At 65.7% G+C, this 16,434-nt stretch carries 18 protein-coding genes and 1 pseudogene; 15 read left to right on the forward strand and 4 right to left on the reverse strand.

Annotation, left to right across the window (positions count from 1 at the left end; all coding sequences use genetic code 11):
- Window positions 1-2 precede the first annotated feature (2 nt).
- Both Q0Q48_RS07485 and Q0Q48_RS07490 read right to left on the reverse strand, forming a co-directional pair.
- The gene (locus Q0Q48_RS07485; RefSeq protein WP_295136188.1) at window positions 3-1,160 is read right to left on the reverse strand and encodes a CaiB/BaiF CoA-transferase family protein; all 1,158 of its coding nucleotides are present in this window, start codon (window positions 1,158-1,160) and stop codon (window positions 3-5) included.
- 9 nt (window positions 1,161-1,169) lie between these two features.
- Window positions 1,170-2,045, reverse strand: coding sequence for a DMT family transporter (locus Q0Q48_RS07490; RefSeq protein WP_295136190.1), 876 nt, complete (start codon window positions 2,043-2,045; stop codon window positions 1,170-1,172).
- A 29-nt stretch (window positions 2,046-2,074) separates the two neighbouring features.
- Between Q0Q48_RS07490 and Q0Q48_RS07495 the strand changes: the two genes are divergently transcribed.
- Genes Q0Q48_RS07495 through Q0Q48_RS07505 form a run of 3 tightly spaced genes read left to right on the forward strand, consistent with a single transcriptional unit; the run spans window position 2,075 to window position 4,192 of the window.
- Complete coding sequence (locus Q0Q48_RS07495; RefSeq protein ID WP_295136192.1) at window positions 2,075-3,082, forward strand: alpha/beta fold hydrolase; 1,008 nt, start codon at window positions 2,075-2,077, stop codon at window positions 3,080-3,082.
- Window positions 3,079-4,056 (forward strand): alpha/beta fold hydrolase, encoded by a 978-nt coding sequence (locus Q0Q48_RS07500; RefSeq protein ID WP_295136194.1) that lies wholly within the window; start codon window positions 3,079-3,081, stop codon window positions 4,054-4,056. The genes Q0Q48_RS07495 and Q0Q48_RS07500 overlap by 4 nt, the downstream gene beginning before the upstream one ends.
- 10 nt (window positions 4,057-4,066) lie before the next feature.
- Entirely contained in the window at window positions 4,067-4,192 is a 126-nt protein-coding gene (locus Q0Q48_RS07505; RefSeq protein WP_295136196.1) for a hypothetical protein, read from the forward strand.
- On the opposite strand, the gene Q0Q48_RS07510 is transcribed toward Q0Q48_RS07505, so the two are convergent.
- Both Q0Q48_RS07510 and hemB read right to left on the reverse strand, forming a co-directional pair.
- Window positions 4,189-4,677: an NUDIX domain-containing protein gene (locus tag Q0Q48_RS07510; protein ID WP_295136198.1), complete on the reverse strand. Its 489-nt coding sequence runs from the start codon at window positions 4,675-4,677 to the stop codon at window positions 4,189-4,191. The two genes, Q0Q48_RS07505 and Q0Q48_RS07510, sit on opposite strands and share 4 nt — an antisense overlap.
- A 10-nt stretch (window positions 4,678-4,687) precedes the next feature.
- A complete protein-coding gene (gene hemB, locus Q0Q48_RS07515) occupies window positions 4,688-5,698 on the reverse strand; it encodes a porphobilinogen synthase (RefSeq protein WP_295136200.1) in 1,011 nt (336 codons plus the stop codon).
- 89 nt (window positions 5,699-5,787) lie between these two features.
- On the opposite strand from hemB, the gene Q0Q48_RS07520 reads away from it, so the two are divergent.
- The 12 genes and pseudogenes from Q0Q48_RS07520 to Q0Q48_RS07575 all read left to right on the forward strand — a co-directional run bounded on the left by Q0Q48_RS07520 (window position 5,788) and on the right by Q0Q48_RS07575 (window position 16,428).
- Complete coding sequence (locus tag Q0Q48_RS07520) at window positions 5,788-6,927, forward strand: isobutyryl-CoA dehydrogenase (protein ID WP_295136202.1); 1,140 nt, start codon at window positions 5,788-5,790, stop codon at window positions 6,925-6,927.
- 4 nt (window positions 6,928-6,931) lie between these two features.
- Window positions 6,932-7,999 (forward strand): enoyl-CoA hydratase/isomerase family protein, encoded by a 1,068-nt coding sequence (locus Q0Q48_RS07525; RefSeq protein ID WP_295136204.1) that lies wholly within the window; start codon window positions 6,932-6,934, stop codon window positions 7,997-7,999.
- A 7-nt stretch (window positions 8,000-8,006) separates the two neighbouring features.
- Window positions 8,007-8,909: pseudogene (gene mmsB / locus Q0Q48_RS07530) on the forward strand (3-hydroxyisobutyrate dehydrogenase); the annotation flags it as partial.
- Window positions 8,910-8,916: 7 nt separating this feature from the next.
- Entirely contained in the window at window positions 8,917-9,603 is a 687-nt protein-coding gene (locus Q0Q48_RS07535) for a glutathione S-transferase N-terminal domain-containing protein (RefSeq protein WP_295136206.1), read from the forward strand.
- A gap of 2 nt (window positions 9,604-9,605) precedes the next feature.
- Complete coding sequence (locus tag Q0Q48_RS07540; protein WP_295136208.1) at window positions 9,606-10,097, forward strand: MaoC family dehydratase; 492 nt, start codon at window positions 9,606-9,608, stop codon at window positions 10,095-10,097.
- A 20-nt stretch (window positions 10,098-10,117) separates the two neighbouring features.
- Window positions 10,118-10,402, forward strand: coding sequence for a putative quinol monooxygenase (locus Q0Q48_RS07545; RefSeq protein ID WP_295136210.1), 285 nt, complete (start codon window positions 10,118-10,120; stop codon window positions 10,400-10,402).
- A 23-nt stretch (window positions 10,403-10,425) separates the two neighbouring features.
- Window positions 10,426-11,493: a magnesium/cobalt transporter CorA gene (gene corA, locus Q0Q48_RS07550; protein WP_295136212.1), complete on the forward strand. Its 1,068-nt coding sequence runs from the start codon at window positions 10,426-10,428 to the stop codon at window positions 11,491-11,493.
- 7 nt (window positions 11,494-11,500) lie between these two features.
- On the forward strand, window positions 11,501-12,493 hold the full coding sequence (locus Q0Q48_RS07555; protein ID WP_295136214.1) for a glutathione S-transferase family protein: 993 nt from the start codon (window positions 11,501-11,503) through the stop codon (window positions 12,491-12,493).
- 96 nt (window positions 12,494-12,589) lie between these two features.
- A complete protein-coding gene (locus tag Q0Q48_RS07560) occupies window positions 12,590-13,675 on the forward strand; it encodes an ABC transporter ATP-binding protein (RefSeq protein ID WP_295136216.1) in 1,086 nt (361 codons plus the stop codon).
- Window positions 13,672-14,541: an ABC transporter permease gene (locus Q0Q48_RS07565; protein WP_295136218.1), complete on the forward strand. Its 870-nt coding sequence runs from the start codon at window positions 13,672-13,674 to the stop codon at window positions 14,539-14,541. Before Q0Q48_RS07560 ends, Q0Q48_RS07565 begins: the two co-directional genes overlap by 4 nt.
- Window positions 14,538-15,368, forward strand: coding sequence for an ABC transporter permease (locus Q0Q48_RS07570; protein WP_295136220.1), 831 nt, complete (start codon window positions 14,538-14,540; stop codon window positions 15,366-15,368). The genes Q0Q48_RS07565 and Q0Q48_RS07570 overlap by 4 nt, the downstream gene beginning before the upstream one ends.
- Window positions 15,369-15,381: 13 nt before the next feature.
- Window positions 15,382-16,428: an extracellular solute-binding protein gene (locus tag Q0Q48_RS07575; protein WP_295136222.1), complete on the forward strand. Its 1,047-nt coding sequence runs from the start codon at window positions 15,382-15,384 to the stop codon at window positions 16,426-16,428.
- Window positions 16,429-16,434: the final 6 nt, after the last annotated feature.

The following is a 16,434-nucleotide window of genomic DNA, read 5'->3' on the forward strand; positions in this document are numbered from 1 at the left end:
GGTCAGCCGCCCAGATAGGAGAGGATCGTATCGCGGTCGCCGTCGAGGTCGGGCGCGGCGGGGCGTGTCGTCGGATCGGGGAAGGCAGACATCTTGAGCGGGTTGCCCGCCAGCTTCAGCATGCCGCCGCTGCCGTCCGGCACGTCGACCAGCATGTTGCGCGCGGCAACCTGCGGATGGGCGATGGCCTGGGCGATGTTGTTGATCGGTCCGCAGGGCACGCCGCCCTTGGACACGACGGCGATCCAGTGGTCGGTCGTGTCGGTCTTCAGGACGGACTCGATCTCGTCCTTCAACTTCTTCTGGCTCTTCTGGCGCAGGGCATTCGACGCGTAGGCAGGGTCGGTCGCCATGTCGGGGCGGCCGAGCGCCTCGCACATCTTGATGAACAGGCTGTCGTTGCCGGCGGCGATGATCATCGAGCCGTCGGCCGTGGCGAAGGCCTCGAAGGGCGTGATGGTCGGGTGGCGCGCACCGAGCGGACCGGGGATCTCCTTCTCGACCGTGTAGCGCATGATCGCGTTCTCGAGCAGCGCGAGCTGGCAGTCGAACATCGCGATGTCGACCTTGGTCGATTCACCGGTCTTGAGCCGGTGCACGAGTGCCGCGTTCACGGCGACGGCCGTGTAGAGGCCCGCGCCGATGTCACCGATCGACATGCCGACCCGGCTGGGCGGCTGGCCCTCGTTGCCTGTGATGCTCATCATGCCGCCCTGGCCCTGCATGACCATGTCGTAGGCAGGGTCCTTGGAGTTCGGGCCGGTGTGGCCGAAGCCCGAGGCCGAGGCGTAGATCAGCTTAGGGTACCTGGCGTGCAGCGTCTCCCAGCCGTAGCCCAGCTTCTCCATCGTGCCGGGGCGGAAGTTCTCGACCACCACGTCGGCCTTCTCGAGCAGCTTCTCGAAGATCTTGCGGTGCTCGTCGTTCTTGAGGTCGAGCGCGATGCTCTCCTTGCCGCGGTTCACCGAGGCGAAATAGGTCGACTTGCCGTTCACGAAGGGGCCGTAGGCACGGGCATCGTCGCCGCCCTTGGGCGGCTCGACCTTGATCACCCGGGCGCCCATTTCGGCCATCAGAAGGGTACAATAGGGGCCCGCCAGGATGCGGGAGAGATCGACGACGAGAATGCCCGACAGGGGGCCCTTGGTATTCTGGGTCATGCCCGGTTCTTAGCCAGTGGATCGTCGTGAATCCAGCCACACATTGGCCGCTGCCGCCGAGATGACGATGAGACCGCCGAACAAGGTGAGATCGTCCGGCTTTTCGCCATCGAACAGCCACACCCAGATCGGCCCCAGCACCAGTTCGAGCAGGCCGAGCAACGAGGCCTGGGCTGCCGGAATGCGTTTCAGGCTGGCCATGTAGAGCAGCAGGCCGACTGCGAGCTGACCCGGGCTGAGGGCAAACAGCCACGGAAGCTGCGACCAAGTGACGTTCCCGGGATACGCAAAAGGCAGCGCCACGAGGCCGGAAATGACGCCGGCGAGCCAGATCGAGGGCGTCATGCCGATGTCACGGCGGTGGCGCACCACCACGTAGTTGCCGCTCATGCACAGCACGACGATGAAGGCGACGGCCATGCCCGCCAGGGCGCCGGGCTGCAGCGATCCGGCGACACTGATCGCCAGGCCGACGACCGCCGCCGCCATGGCGAGGATGGTGTGACCATGCAGGGGCTCGCGCAGGAACAGCCGGGCGGCAATCGCCGTGATGAACGGCGTCGCGCCAAACACGATCAGCACGTTCGCCACCGGCGCGAGGCCCAGCGCCAGGATGAAGCTCACGAAACCGCCGGAGAGCAAAATGGCGCTGAGCAGCAGGGCCGGCCCGCCGTTGCGCACGTCGATCAGGACTTGCCGTCGCTGCCAGATCAGGAGCGGCAGCATCGTCGCGACGAGAAGGGCCGAACGCCAGAAGGACACATCCCATGCGGGAAGGTCGATCCGTCGCACGATGACGCCGGCGGTGCTGAATGTGATTGCCGCCGCGACGGCGAACAGCACTCCGAGCAGCGGGGAACTTGGCGGGGTGACGGACGTTTTCATCGCAACGAAAGCGTGAATACGGATCGACCGTGCCCCCGTCCATCGATTCCCTCGATCTGCCGCCGTTCAAGCCACGCTTTCCGTGGTGGGGGCCGGACCTGCAGACCATAGCCATCCTGCTGACGGGGCGTGCGTCGGATCTCGCGCCGCATACCAGCGAGCGGATGGCTTTTCCCATGGCCGACCGGACTGGCGATATCCTCCTCGGAATGCTCGATAAGCCGGCTGAACCTGCCGAGCAGCGGCCTCTCGTGCTCCTGATTCACGGGCTGACGGGCAGCGAGGACAGTCCCTACATGCTGAACGCCGCACGATACCTGCTCGACAGCGGCTACTGCGTGTTGCGCCTGAACATGCGGGGATCCGGTCCCTCGCGGCCCTACTGCCGGGAGCACTATCACCTCGGACGTACCGCTGACTTCCGCCGCGTGCTCGCGCAACTGCCGGAGGATCTCACCGCAAACGGCGTGGTCGCCGTCGGCTATTCGCTGGGTGGGGCGATGCTGCTGAAGTATCTGGGCGAGGAGGGATCGTTCTCGCCCCTGTTGGGAGCCGCCACGATCTGCGCCCCGATCGACCTGATCCGGACCTGCAAGCACATGTCGCGGGCGCGCAACTGGCTCTATCAGGCCTACCTCCTGAACGACATGAAGGCCGAGGCGCTGGCGCCGGGGGCGCTGACGTCGCCGGAGGAGCGGGAGATCATCAGGGCGGCGCGGAGCGTCAGGGAATACGACGACCGGTTCATCTCCCCGCGCTACGGCTTCCGCGGTGCCGAGGATTACTACGAGCTTTGCTCGCCGCTCGCCTTCATGCCCGAGATCCGCGTGCCGACGATGGTCATCGCCTCGTGCGACGATCCCTGGATTCCCGTCGAGTACTATCGGGAGTTCAACTGGGCCGACAATCCGTCTCTCGTGCCCCTGATGCCGCCGGCGGGCGGGCATATCGGCTTCCATGCCCATGACAGCACGCGGCCCTGGTGCGATCTCGCGGTGGAGAAATTCATCGACCGGCTTGCTACCATCGAGGCGTGAAGCTCGATCTCCCGCTGTTCCGTCCGCGCTTTCCCTGGTGGGGCGCCGATCTCCAGACCGTCGCCAACTTCGTACGCTCGGCAAAGCGGACGTTGGCTCCTCACGATTCCGAAAACTTGCTGATCGACCTGCGGGACGGCACGGGCGACCGTCTATTCTGCACGCTCGACAGACCCGCGGTACCCAGGCCCGGCACGCCGCTCACGATCCTGGTCCACGGGCTGACCGGCTCGCAGGAGAGCCAGTACATCTACAGCATGGCGTGCCGGCTGCTCGATGCCGGCGAACGGGTGCTGCGGGTCAACCTGCGGGGTGCCGGGCCGTCGCGGGCGACCTGCCGCGGGCAATACTATGCGGGCCGCAGCCACGACTTCCGCGCGCTGCTGGCGAACCTGCCAGCCGAGCTGACACGCGATGGAATGCGCGCGGCGGGTTACTCACTGGGCGGCGCAATGCTTCTCAAATACCTCGGCGAGGAAGGAGAGGCCGCCCCTCTGCTTGCGGCGGCGACAGTGTGCGCGCCCATCGACCTGTCCGCGACCTGCCGCCGGATGCTGGAGCGCCGCAACACGATCTACCATCGCTATATTCTCGGACAGATGAAGATCGAGGCAACGGCGGCGGGGGCGGAAATCACGGCGGCGGAGAGAGAGGCCATCCTCGGATCGCGTTCGGTCTGGGATTACGACGAAGTTTTCATCGCGCCGCGCCACGGCTTTGCCGGTGCGGAGGATTATTACGAACGCTGCAAGCCGGTCCATTTCATGGGCGGCATCCGCGTGCCGACATTGGTGCTGGGCGCGCTGGACGATCCCTGGATTCCCGGTGCGCTCTACAGCAGCTACGACTGGGCAGGCAACAAGGCGCTGATGCCGCTGTTGCCGACGCGCGGCGGGCATGTCGGCTTCCATGGCGCCGCCAGCCGCCATCCCTGGAGCGACGAGGCCATCATGAGGTTTTTCGATCGTGGGTGAGGTGGAGCCGATGGCGATGATCGTGGGCGTGGCCTGTTCAGCGGTCGCACTCGTCCTGGCATGGCGCGCCTATCGCGGCGCGGCAGAGGAGCAGGAACGGCGCAAGCGGGAACGCGAGGAGCGCGAACGCCGCTAGCTGAGTTGCAGCGCCTCGACCGGAGGCCCGTCGCGCAGCAGGGCGGGCAGCAGCGTTCCGAGGGCAAGCGGCTCGAAGCGCTCGGACGACGAGGCGATCTCCTCGGCGGTCCACCAGCGATGGCCGAGCGTCCAGCTCCGTTCCTTCTCGTCAAGGCCCGACACGTCGATCTCGGTTCGGTCGGTGCGTGCCAGGAAGAAGCGCTCCCTGTGCAGCACGTCCTTGCCGCGCCAGCTCATGACTCGCTCTCGCGACCAGACCCAGCGCGGGGTGCCGATGACCGGCAGCCTGGTTTCCTCGCCGGCCTCGCGTACCGCGGCCTGGGCATAGTCCTCGCCCGGATCGACCATGCCGCCGATCATCACCCAGAAAGGATCGAAGAACGGCTTGGCCGGATCGAAGACGTGGGGATCGTGGACGTTGAACAGGAACAGCCGGTCCTGCGGATCGAGCAGGATCAGGCGGGCCGAGGGGCGTTCGATCATCGGCAGGCGATCATTTCGACTTGAGCAGCCGCGCCGCGTCGATTGCGCCATAGGTCAGGATGCCGTCGCAGCCGGCGCGCTTGAAGCCGGTCAGCGTCTCGATCAGCACCTTGTTCCAGTCGAGCCAGCCGCGATCGGCCGCGCCCTTCAGCATCGCGTACTCGCCGCTCACCTGGTAGGCGTAGGTCGGCACGCCGAACGTGTCCTTCACGCGCCGCACGATGTCGAGATAGGGCAGGCCGGGCTTCACCATCACCATGTCGGCGCCTTCCTCGATGTCGAAGCCAACCTCGCGCAGCGCCTCGTCGGAATTGGCGTAGTCCATCTGGTAGGTCTTCTTGTCGCCCTTCAGGGCGCCGGAGCTGCCGATGGCGTCGCGGAACGGATTGTAGAAGGCCGACGCATACTTGGCAGCGTAGGACATGATCTGTTCGTGCTGGAAGCCCCTGGCGTCGAGCGCGGCGCGGATGGCGCCGATGCGGCCGTCCATCATGTCCGAGGGCGCCTGGATGTCGGCGCCGGCCTCGGTCTGCACGATCGCCTGCTTGACCAGCGCCTCGACCGATTCGTCGTTCAGGATGCGGCCGTCGCGCACGATGCCGTCATGGCCGTCGCTGTTGAACGGGTCGAGCGCCACGTCGCAGACGATGCCGATGTCGGGGACGGCCTTCTTCACCGCCGTGATGGCGCGGCAGACGAGATTGCCCGGGTTGTAGGCCTCGCGCGCGTCGGGTGTCTTGGCCTTGGGATCGGTCTCGGGAAAGATCGCGATGGCGGGAATGCCGAGGTCGCGTGCCTCCTTGGCCGCTTCCGCGAACAGGTCGATCGAGAGGCGGTCGACGCCTGGCATGGAGGCGACGGGCGTACGGGTGTTCTGGCCCTCCTGGACGAAGACCGGCCAGATCAGGTCGTCGACGGAGAGCTTGTTCTCGGCGACGAGGCGGCGGGACCATTCCTCGCCGCGATTGCGACGCAGGCGGGTCGTGGGAAAACGGCCGAGGGTCGTGAAACGGGCGGACATGACCCGCCTTATCGCGCGAACCGCCAGGGCCCGCAATGCGGCTCCTTTTCCTGCGGAAAGCTGTCGCCAGAGTTGATACGGTCCCGCCGATGGATTTCACGCTTTCAGAAGACCAGCAGGCCTTCCGCGATACGGCCCGGCAGTTCGCGACCGACCGCATGCTGCCCCAGGCCGCGCGCTGGGATGCCGGGAAGATCTTTCCGGAGGAGGTGCTGCGCGAGGCCGCGGCACTCGGCTTCGGCGGCATCTACGTGCGCGACGATGTCGGCGGCAGCGGCCTCAGCCGCTTCGACGCAGCGCTCATCATGGAGGAGCTGGCGGCGGCCTGTCCGAGCACGGCGGCCTACATCTCGATCCACAACATGGCCGCCTGGATGATCGACGCCTTCGGCGACGACGAGCAGCGCCGGCGCTTCCTGCCGAAACTCTGCTCGATGGAGCATTTCGCGAGCTACTGCCTCACCGAACCCGGGGCCGGTTCCGACGCGGCGGCGCTGGCCACGCGAGCCGAACTCCAGGGCGATCACTATGTGCTGAACGGCAGCAAGGCCTTCATCTCGGGCGGTGGCCGCAGCGACATCTATGTCGTGATGCTGCGCACCGGCGGCCCGGGCGCCAGCGGCGTCTCGACCCTGGTGGTCGAGGCGGGGACACCCGGCCTCTCTTTCGGCAAGCAGGAGAACAAGCTCGGCTGGAACAGCCAGCCGACGGCTTCGGTGATCTTCGAAAACTGCCGGGTGCCGGTGGCCAACCGGCTCGGCCCAGAAGGGCACGGCTTCAAGATCGCGATGATGGGACTCGACGGCGGGCGCATCAATATCGGCGCCTGCTCGCTGGGCGGCGCGCGCGCCTGCCTGGAGACGGCCTCGCGCTACGTGGTCGAGCGGAAGCAGTTCGGCAAGCCGCTGGCCGACTTCCAGGCGACGCAGTTCAAGCTGGCCGACATGGCGACCGAACTCGACGCGGCGCGGTTGCTGATCTGGCGCGCGGCCTCGCTGCTCGATGCAAAGTCGCCCGAGGCGACGCAGGCCGCGGCCATGGGCAAGCGTTTCGCGACCGACGTCGGCTTCCGCGTGGTCAACGACGCTCTGCAATTGCATGGCGGATACGGCTACTTGAAGGACTTCCCGCTGGAGCGCTATCTCCGCGACCTGCGCGTGCACCAGATCCTCGAAGGCACCAACGAGATCATGCGCGTGATCATTTCCCGCCGCCTGTTGATGAGTTGAAAGTATGTCCGAAGCTGAAATCCTGTTCGACGTGAAGGACGGTCTGGGCGTCATGACGCTCAACCGCCCGAAGGTCCTCAACTCGCTGTCGCACGGCATCATCCTCGAGATGGAAAGGGTCATGCCGGAATGGGAGAAGGATCCTTCCATCAAGGCGGTTGTCCTGCGGGGCGCGGGCGACCGGGCCTTCTCGGCGGGTGGCGACGTGGCGGGTCTCTATCGCGAGATGCGTGACAATCCGTCGGGCACCCTGCGTCGCGACTTCTTCCGCGACGAGTACATCGTCAACCGTCGCATCTACCGCTATGCCAAACCGTGGATCTCGCTGATCGACGGCATCAACATGGGTGGCGGTGTCGGCCTGTCGGCACACGGCTCGCACTCGGTGGTGACGGAGAAGTACCTGTTCGCCATGCCCGAGACGACGATCGGCCTATTCCCCGATGTCGGCGGCGGCTATTTCCTTACGCGCCTGCCGGGCGCACTGGGCACCTTCCTCGCGCTGACCAGCTACCGGCTCAAGGCAGCCGACGCAGTCTGGGCAGGAATCGCACATGCCTTCGTGCCGAGCGCAAAGATCGACGACCTGCAGGCCGCCCTTGGCGCGGCAGACCTTTCCGGCCCGCGCGCCAACGAGAAGGTCGATGCCGTCATTGCCCGGTTCCAGGGGGATGCGGGCGAGCAGACGCTGCCGGACCTGATGCCGGAGATCGACCGCTGCTTCTCGGCCGAGACCCTGCAGGAGATCGTCGGCAACCTGAAGAAGTCGAACAGCGAGTTCGCGCAGAAGCAGCTCGCCGCCCTCATGAAGCTCTCGCCGCTCTCGATGGCGATCACGCTGGAGCAGCTGAAGCGCTGCGCCAACCGGTCGTTCGAGGACACGATGACGATCGAGTACCGCATGTCGCAGCGCTGCATGCAGAAGGGCCATGACTTCTTCGAGGGCGTGCGCGCGCTGCTGATCGACAAGGACCAGAAGCCGCAATGGAACCCGCCGACCATCGACGGCGTCACGCGCGCCCTGGTCGAGGAGCACTTCCAGCCGGTGTCCAACGACCTGTTCTTCGACTAGGCGGCAGCAAGCAAATACGGAGGAAACCATGGCGAAGATTGCCTTCATCGGTCTCGGCAACATGGGCGGCCCGATGGCCGCCAACCTGGCAAAGGCCCAGCATCACGTCATGGCCTTCGACCTTTCCGACGCCGCGGTCAGCGCGGCGGTGGAGAAGGGGGCGCACAAGGCCTCCTCGGCCGCCGAAGCGGCGAGGGGGGCGGAGATCGTCGTCACCATGCTGCCGGCCGGCAAGCATGTGCGCGAGGTCTATGAGAAGGACGTGCTGCCGAATGTCGCAAAGGGCACGCTCCTGATCGACTGCTCGACCATCGACGTGGAGAGCGCGCGCCACGTGGCGACGCTGGCGGAGAAGGCGGGCCTCGACATGGTCGACGCGCCGGTTTCGGGCGGCGTCGGCGGCGCCACTGCGGGCACGCTCACCTTCATGGTGGGCGGCAGCGAAGCGTCGTTCGCCAAGGCCCGGCCCATCCTGGAGAAGATGGGCAAGAACATCGTCCTGGCCGGCGCGAGCGGCGGCGGGCAGGCCGCCAAGATCTGCAACAACATGATCCTGGGCATCTCGATGATCGCCGTCAGCGAGGCCTTCATGCTGGCCAAGCGGTTGGGCCTCGATGCCCAGAAGCTGTTCGACGTGGCCTCGACCGCATCGGGTCAGTGCTGGTCGCTCACCAACTACTGCCCCGTTCCGGGCCCGGTGCCGGCCTCGCCGGCCAATCGCGACTACCAGCCGGGCTTCACGGCGGCGATGATGCTGAAGGATTTGATGCTGGCCCAGCAGGCGGCCAGTGCGGCCGGCGCCAGCACGCCGCTCGGCGCCGAAGCCGCCCAACTCTTCAGCCTGTTCGTGAACTCGGGCAACGGCGCCAAGGACTTCTCCGGCATCGTCAGGATGCTGGACGGCAAGTGAGGCGCGGATGATCACGCTTTACGACCTGGCCTTCGAGAACGACCGGCGTCCCAGTCCCTTCTGCTGGCGCACCAAGTTCTCGCTGGCGCACAAGGGCCTAGACTTCACCAGCGTGCCGATGGGCTTCACGGAGAAGGAGAAGATCGCCTTCGCCGATTCGAAGACCGTGCCGGTGATCAGGGACGGCGAGAAGCCGGTCAAGGACAGCTGGGCCATCGCCGTCTACCTCGACGACATGTATCCGGAGAGGCTGTTGCTGAAGAGCGAGATGGGCCGGTCCTATGCGCGCTTCATCAATGGCTGGACGGACACGGTGGTCAATGCCGGGGTATTCCCGCTGATCGTTGGTGACCTCTATGATCGCGTGCGGGCAGAGGACAAGCCTTACTTCGCGGAGTCGCGCGGGAAGCGGCTGGGCACGACGGATTTCTCCTCGTTCCAGACGAAGGCGCGTGAAAAGGGGCTGGCGGCCTTCCGCGCCGCGCTCGAACCGGCTCGCCGGGCGCTGCGTGAGCAGGCGTTCCTGTCGGGCGCCGAGGCGGCGTATCCGGACTACATCCTTGCCGGCACCTTCATGTGGCCGCGCACTGTCAGCCCGCTCGAACTGCTGGAGAAGGACGACCCGGTCTACGCGTGGCGAGAGCGCATGCTCGACCTCTTCGACGGCATGGCCCGCAAGGCGAAGGCAGCCTAGGCATGACGGACGACCAGGCCAAGCCGTTCGACCCGGCCGAGCATCGCTTCGGGCCGGCCCACTGGTTCGAGGATCTCGAGGTCGGCCAGAAATTCTATATCAACTCCAGGACCCAGACCGAGGCATTGTTCTCGGCCTTCCAGCTCGCCAGCGGCGACAATCATCCGATCCACTACGATCGCGAATACTGCAAGGCGCTGGGGCATCGGGACATGCTGGCCCATGGACTCCAGGTCGCGATCCAGGGCGCGGCGGGCGGCGGGATATTCCCGCATTTCGTGGGCGAATCGCTGGTCGGATTCCTTGAACAGTCCTCGCGTTTCCTGAAGCCGGTCTATGTCGGCGACACACTCTATCCAATGCTTCAGGTCATCGGGCTGAAGCCCGGGCGCACGACGGGCGTTGCCGTGCTGAAACTCACCATCCACAACCAGAAAGGTGAACTGGTGTGCGATGGCGAGCACAAGTATCTTTTGAAGAAGAAGCCGCAATAGAGACGGCAGGAGGAGTGAGTATGATCGGCGTTATCGCGAAACTGACCATCAAGCCCGGCACCAACAGCGACTTCGAGGCGACCATGAAGGCGCTTCAAGCCAAGGTTCACGCCGACGAGCCGGGCAACAAGCTCTATGCGCTGCACAAGACGGCCGACGTTAACGTCTACGTCATGCTGGAGCGCTACGCAGACCAGGCGGCGCTGGAGGCCCATCGGGCTGCGCCGCACTTCAAGGAACTCGGCCGCAAGCTCGGCGACTATCTCGCCGGCCGCCCCGACGTCCAGGTGATGGAAGAAGTCTGAACGACTCGAGGGCGAGTGACCGCATGGAGGGCTTTTCCCGCCGCCATACCAAGCCCGGAACGGCGCCCGGCACATTGGCCGGCCGCGCGCCGGTCCCGGACGAGGCGCTCGATTTCACCTTGGTCGAGTACACGGCGGACGAGGTCGAAGTCCTGCACGAGGTGGAAGTGGACCAGTGCCGCTTCCATCTCGGCACGCCCGGGCATACCTGGATCGACGTGAGCGGCCGCCCGAGTTCCGAGATGCTTCGCAATCTCGGCATGGCGTTCAACCTGCATCCCCTCGCGCTGGAGGACGTGTTCCACGCCAATCAGCGCAGCAAGCTGGATCTCTACGAAGGGCAGGGATTCATCGTCCTGAACGACCCGGCCTACGAGGACTGCGTCCTGAAGGGCCAGCAGGTCAGCATCTTCTTCGGCGACAACTACGTCATCTCCTTCCATGACCTGAAGGCCGACATCTTCAAGCCGGTGCGCGATCGGTTGCAGACCCCGGGCTCGCGGCTGCGCACGTTCGGCATCGACTATCTCGTCTATGCGCTGATCGATCTCGTGGTCGACCGCAAGTTCCCGCTGATCGAGGCCCTGTCGACTCATCTCGAGGAGCTGGAGGAGGAGGCGCTCGACCACCCGACCAAGGACACGCTGGCGCATATCCATCAGGCCCGGCGGGCGCTCGTCGCCTTCCATCGCATCCAGTGGGCCGAGCGCGAGACGGTGCTGGCGGTGATGCGGCCGGACGTACCCTTCATCATGCCGGAGACGCGGACCTACCTGCGCGACTGCTTCGACCATGCCGTGGCTGTGCTCGACCTGGTCGAGAGTTACCGCGAAATGGCCAATGGCTTGATGGAAGTCTACCTCATGGACTCGTCCAACCGGATGTCCGAGGTGATGAAGACCATGGCGGTCATCACCGTGTTCTTCATGCCGCTCAGTTTCCTTGCCGGCATCTACGGCATGAACTTCGACCGCGACAGCGGCAACATGCCCGAGCTGGGATGGAAGCATGGCTATGATTTCTTCTGGGTGATGGTCGTGGTCATCGTGACGTCCATCTTCCTCTGGCTGAAGCGCAAACGCTGGATCTGAGAGCGCCATGACCTACAGGATCTACGGCTCCGAACTGTCGCCCTATTCGGTCAAGGTCCGGTCCTTCTTCCGCTACAAGAACCTAGATCACGAGTGGATTCCGAGGTCGCCCGCGGTGCAGCCCGAGTTCCAGAAATACGCCAAGTTGCCGCTCGTGCCGCTTGTGGTGACCCCCGAAGGCGAGGGCATCCAGGACTCCACGCCGATCCTTGAACGGTTCGAGGTGTTCCATCCCGAACCTGCCGTTACGCCCGCGGACCCCGCGCTCGCCTTCGTCTCCGCACTTCTCGAAGAGTATGGCGACGAGTGGGGCAACAAATGGATGTTCCACTATCGCTGGCGCTACCAACCGGACGTCTGGTCGACGGCCGAGCGCATCGCCCAGCAGATGATGGGCGCACAGGGCACGCTGGCCGTCGCGCAGGCCCGGGCGGCCGTGGCCGAGCGCATGATGGGACGGCTGGGATTCGTGGGATCGAACGAGAAGACCCAGCAACTGATCGAGGCCTCATTCAAGACGGCGCTTGGCCTGATCGAGGCTCATCTGGCGTCGCGGCCCTACCTGCTGGGCGGCCGGCCCGCGATGGCGGATTTCGGTCTCTGGGCACAGCTCTACGAGGGCGCGACCGATCCCACGCCGGGCGCGATCATGCGGGAAACGGCACCGAACGTGATGGCCTGGCTCCAGCGCATGCTCTCGCCACGGTTGGAAGGGGAGTTCGAGGCCCTGTCGGCCCTCGTGCCGACGCTGATGCCGCTTCTGCGCGAAGAGGTCGGTGCGCTGTTCCTGCCCTGGTCGAAGGCCAACGCGGCCGCGATCGCAGCCGGCGAGAAGAGCTTCACCCTGAGCCTCGGCGGCGCGGAGTGGACGCAGGAGCCGCAGAAGTACCATGCACGCTCGCTGGCCGAGATCCGGCGCAAGTATGAAGCGGCAAAGGATGCGCCCGGCCTCGACAGGCTACTGGCCGAGAGTGGCTGCCTGAAAGTGCTGGCGGACTAGCGTACGGATGTCACGACTAGCAGCATCGTGCAAATATGAGGTTGTGCGCGACGTCGGCCGCTCTTTAGGATGCGTGCAGCAGCAGGCGGGGCAGAGTTGCGTACAGGCACCGGAAATGGCGAGCATGTCGGCGTTCACGAGCTGGTAAAGCGCTACGGTGATGTCGCGGCCGTGGACGGGGTGACGTTCGGTGTCCGTACCGGAGAATTCCTTGCCCTGCTGGGCCCTTCGGGATCGGGCAAGACCACAGTCCTTATGAACATCGCGGGCTTCGATTTTCCTGACTCCGGGCGCATCGAGATTGGCGGACAGGACGTGACCTGGACGCCGTCCCACAAGCGCAACCTGGGGATGGTGTTCCAGCGCTACACCCTGTTCCCGCACATGACCGTGCTCGACAACATCGCATTCCCGCTCCGCATGAGGAGGATCGGCCGGGCCGAGCGTGAGGAACGGGCGCGCGCGGCACTCAGCACGGTGCGCCTCGAAGGCTATGGCGAGCGCAAGCCCGCCCAGCTGTCGGGTGGCCAACAGCAGCGCGTCGCGATGGCAAGGGCCGTCGTGTACAATCCCGAAGTGCTGCTGATGGACGAACCGCTGTCCGCGCTCGACAAGAATCTGCGAGAGGAGATGCAGATCGAGATCAAGCATCTGCAGCGAGAGCTGGGCGTGACGGTGATCTTCGTTACCCACGACCAGACCGAGGCTCTCACCATGGCCGACCGCATCGCCGTGCTCGATCTCGGCAAGCTGCAGCAGCTCGACACGCCCAAGGCACTCTACGAACAGCCCACCTCAGCCTTCGTCGCGGGATTCATCGGCGAGACCAATTTCTGGCCGGCCGTCGCGTCGGGCGACGCCGCGGCCGGAAGCGAGGTCGGCGTCACCCTCGACGGAGGAGAGTGGGCAACCGTCACCGCCGCGGACGCCATCCGGGGCGGGCAGAAGGTCAGGGTGGCGATCCGCCCCGAGAATATCCGCCTGTCCGGCGACGGTGCCGGCGTGCAGGCCACGGTCGAAGAAGCCATCTATGCCGGCAGCGTTACGACGCTTCTGCTGCGCAGCAAGGGGCCGACGCTGCGCGTCCGGGTCGGCCCCGACGGTGCGCTGCGCGAGCCGATGCCGGGCACTCCCTTCACCTTGGGCTGGCAGACGCGCCACGCCCGCGCCTACGCCGCATGACAGCCCGGCCGTCGCGCTTCATGCTGGGGGGCCGGACCTATAGTCCTGCCGCAAGCCTGTTGCTCGCGACGCCGTTCCTGCTGGTCCTGCTGCTCGCGTTCCTGCTGCCGCTGGGCATGCTCCTGCGCGAGAGTCTTTTCGTGCCGTCCTTCACGGTGGAGCACTATCGCCGCGTGTTCGACGAGCCGGTCTATCTCCGGGTGATGTACCGCACGATCAGGATATCGGCGCTCGTGACACTGATCAGCCTGCTGCTCGGCTATCCTCTGGCGGCCATGATGGCGCGAACGCGCGGGCTGATGCTCAACCTGCTGCTGGTCGCTGTTCTGCTGCCGCTTTGGACGTCAGTGCTGGTGCGCACCTATGCCTGGCTCGTGTTGCTGCAGCGCAACGGCGTGGTCAACGACCTGCTGACCGGCCTCGGCGTCGTGGACGCGCCCATGCAGCTCCTGCGCACCGAGGGTGCGGTCGTGCTGGCGATGAGCCATGTACTTCTGCCGTTCGTGGTGTTGCCACTCTATGCCACGTTGCGCGCCATACCGGACGACTATGCGCGGGCCGCCAGGATGCTGGGCGCCAACGGCTTCGCGGTGTTCCGCCACGTCACCCTGCCGCTGTCGATGCCCGGCATCACGTCCGGATGCGTGATGGTGTTCCTGCTGGCGCTGGGCTTCTTCGTCACGCCAGCGCTGATCGGCGGGCCGCAGCAGATGATGCTGGCCACGTTGGTCCAGCAGCAGGTCACCGAACTGCTGAACTGGCCCTTCGCCGGCGCCATCATCGGTGTTCTGCTGCTCGCGGTGCTTGGGCTGATGATCGTCTTCCATCGCGTCATCCGGCTGGACCGGTTCGTGGGGCAGGCGTGAAGCGGCGGTCGGACCTGACGGCGGGACGGCTGGCGGCAAACGCCTTTGCCTACGGTGTCGCGATCTTCCTGCTCGTGCCGACGGCGCTGATCGTGCCGATGTCGTTCGGCCCCGATCGCTTCCTCAAATTCCCGCCCTCGGGCTTCACGCTCGAATGGTACGCGGCCTATTTCTCCGATCGGGACTGGCTCGATTCGACTTTCTTCAGCCTGCGCATCGCGGTGCTGACATCGATCGTCGCCACAGTCGTCGGCGCGCTCGTTTCCCTGGCCCTGGTGCGCGGCCGGCTTCCCGGCAAGCCCGTGTTCGAGTTGCTTGTGGTGGGACCGGTGATCGTGCCCAACATAGCGATCGCCATCGCCACCTACCTGGTGTTCGACGGGCTGAAGCTCACCGGCACCACGCTGGGCTTCGTTGCCGCCCATACCGCGCTCGCGATGCCGTTCGTCGTGTTCACGATCCTGGCGTCGCTGCATCGCTTCGATGCCGATCTTGAGCGCGCGGCGCTGTCGTGCGGCGCCAGTCCACTGCAGGCCTTCACCTGGGTCACGCTGCCTCAGATACTGCCCGGCATCGTCTCGGCGGCGCTTTTCGCCTTCATCATTTCCTTCGACGAGCCGGTGATCTCGTTCTTCATTTCGGACCTCGATCACCGGTCGCTGCCGCGCAAGATGTTCGAGGACATCGACTACAATGTTTCGCCGACCCTGGCCGCGGTGGCCACGGTCCTGACCGGGCTCACCGTACTGGCCCTGGTGGCCGGTCATTTTGCCGGCCGCGGCCGGCAGGCCTCGCCCGGTGCGCGCAGGCCGACTTCCGGGAATTGAACAGGAGAGCAGCATGAAATTGACACGCCGCACGATCCTCGGGGCCACCGCGTCCTTTCCCTTCATCTCGACGGCCCGGGCCGCCGGCGGCGAGGTGATCATCGCGACCACCGGCGGGCTGATGACGAACAGCCTGCAGGCCCATTTCTACAAGCGCTTCGAGGCCCAGACCGGCATCAAGGTTCGCGCCATCGCCATCGAGCTTCCGGACCAGTGGGCGCGGGCGATCGCAGGGGCGCGCAGCGGCAACGTGCCGTTCGATGTGGTGACCGCCACGCCGCCCGACCTGATCCAGCATGCGAGCCTGCTGCAGCCGCTCGATTGCGCCGCCATGCCCGGCATCGTTGCCAATGCCCTGCCGGGCAGTTGCATGCCGAGCGGAATCATCCGGACGGTGGGCGGCATGGCCCTGACCTGGAGCAAGAAAGCCTTCCCGGCGGGCGGGCCGCAATCCTGGGCCGATTTTTTCGACGTGGCCAAGTTTCCCGGCCCGCGCTCGCTCCCCGACACCGGGGATCGTGACTGGTGGGTGCCGCTGGCCGCCCTGATGGCCGACGGCGTGCCGCGCGACAAGCTGTTCCCGATGGATGTGGATCGGGCCTACCGCAAGCTCGACACGATCAAGAAGCACGTCGCGGCCTGGTGGAAGAGCGGCGACAATTCCATGCAGATCCTGCGCGGCGGCGACGCGGTCATGAGCATGCTCTATTCGAGCCGTGCCGTTCCCCTCGCCAAGAGCGGCGAGTTCGATTTCACCTGGAACGGCGCCATCCGCGACACCGGCAACTGGGCGGTGCTGAAGGGCGGGCCGAATACCGCGAACGCCATCAAGTTCCTCGATTTCTTCGTACAGGACCCGTCGGAGCACCTGCCGTTCAGCAACGAGGTGAGCTTCGATTCGAACAACAAGGAAGCCGCCGCCAAGGTGCCGGCCGAGGAGCGGCGCTTCCGGCCGAGCTATCCCGAGAACTACGACAAGCTGGTCATCGCCGACTATGCGTGGATCGCCGCCGATCGCGCCAAGCTGCGCGAGCGCTGGATCAGCTGGCTCACCAAGTAGGCCGCC

This window comes from uncultured Reyranella sp. (genome assembly GCF_945957355.1).
In the GTDB taxonomy this organism is placed as follows: domain Bacteria; phylum Pseudomonadota; class Alphaproteobacteria; order Reyranellales; family Reyranellaceae; genus Reyranella.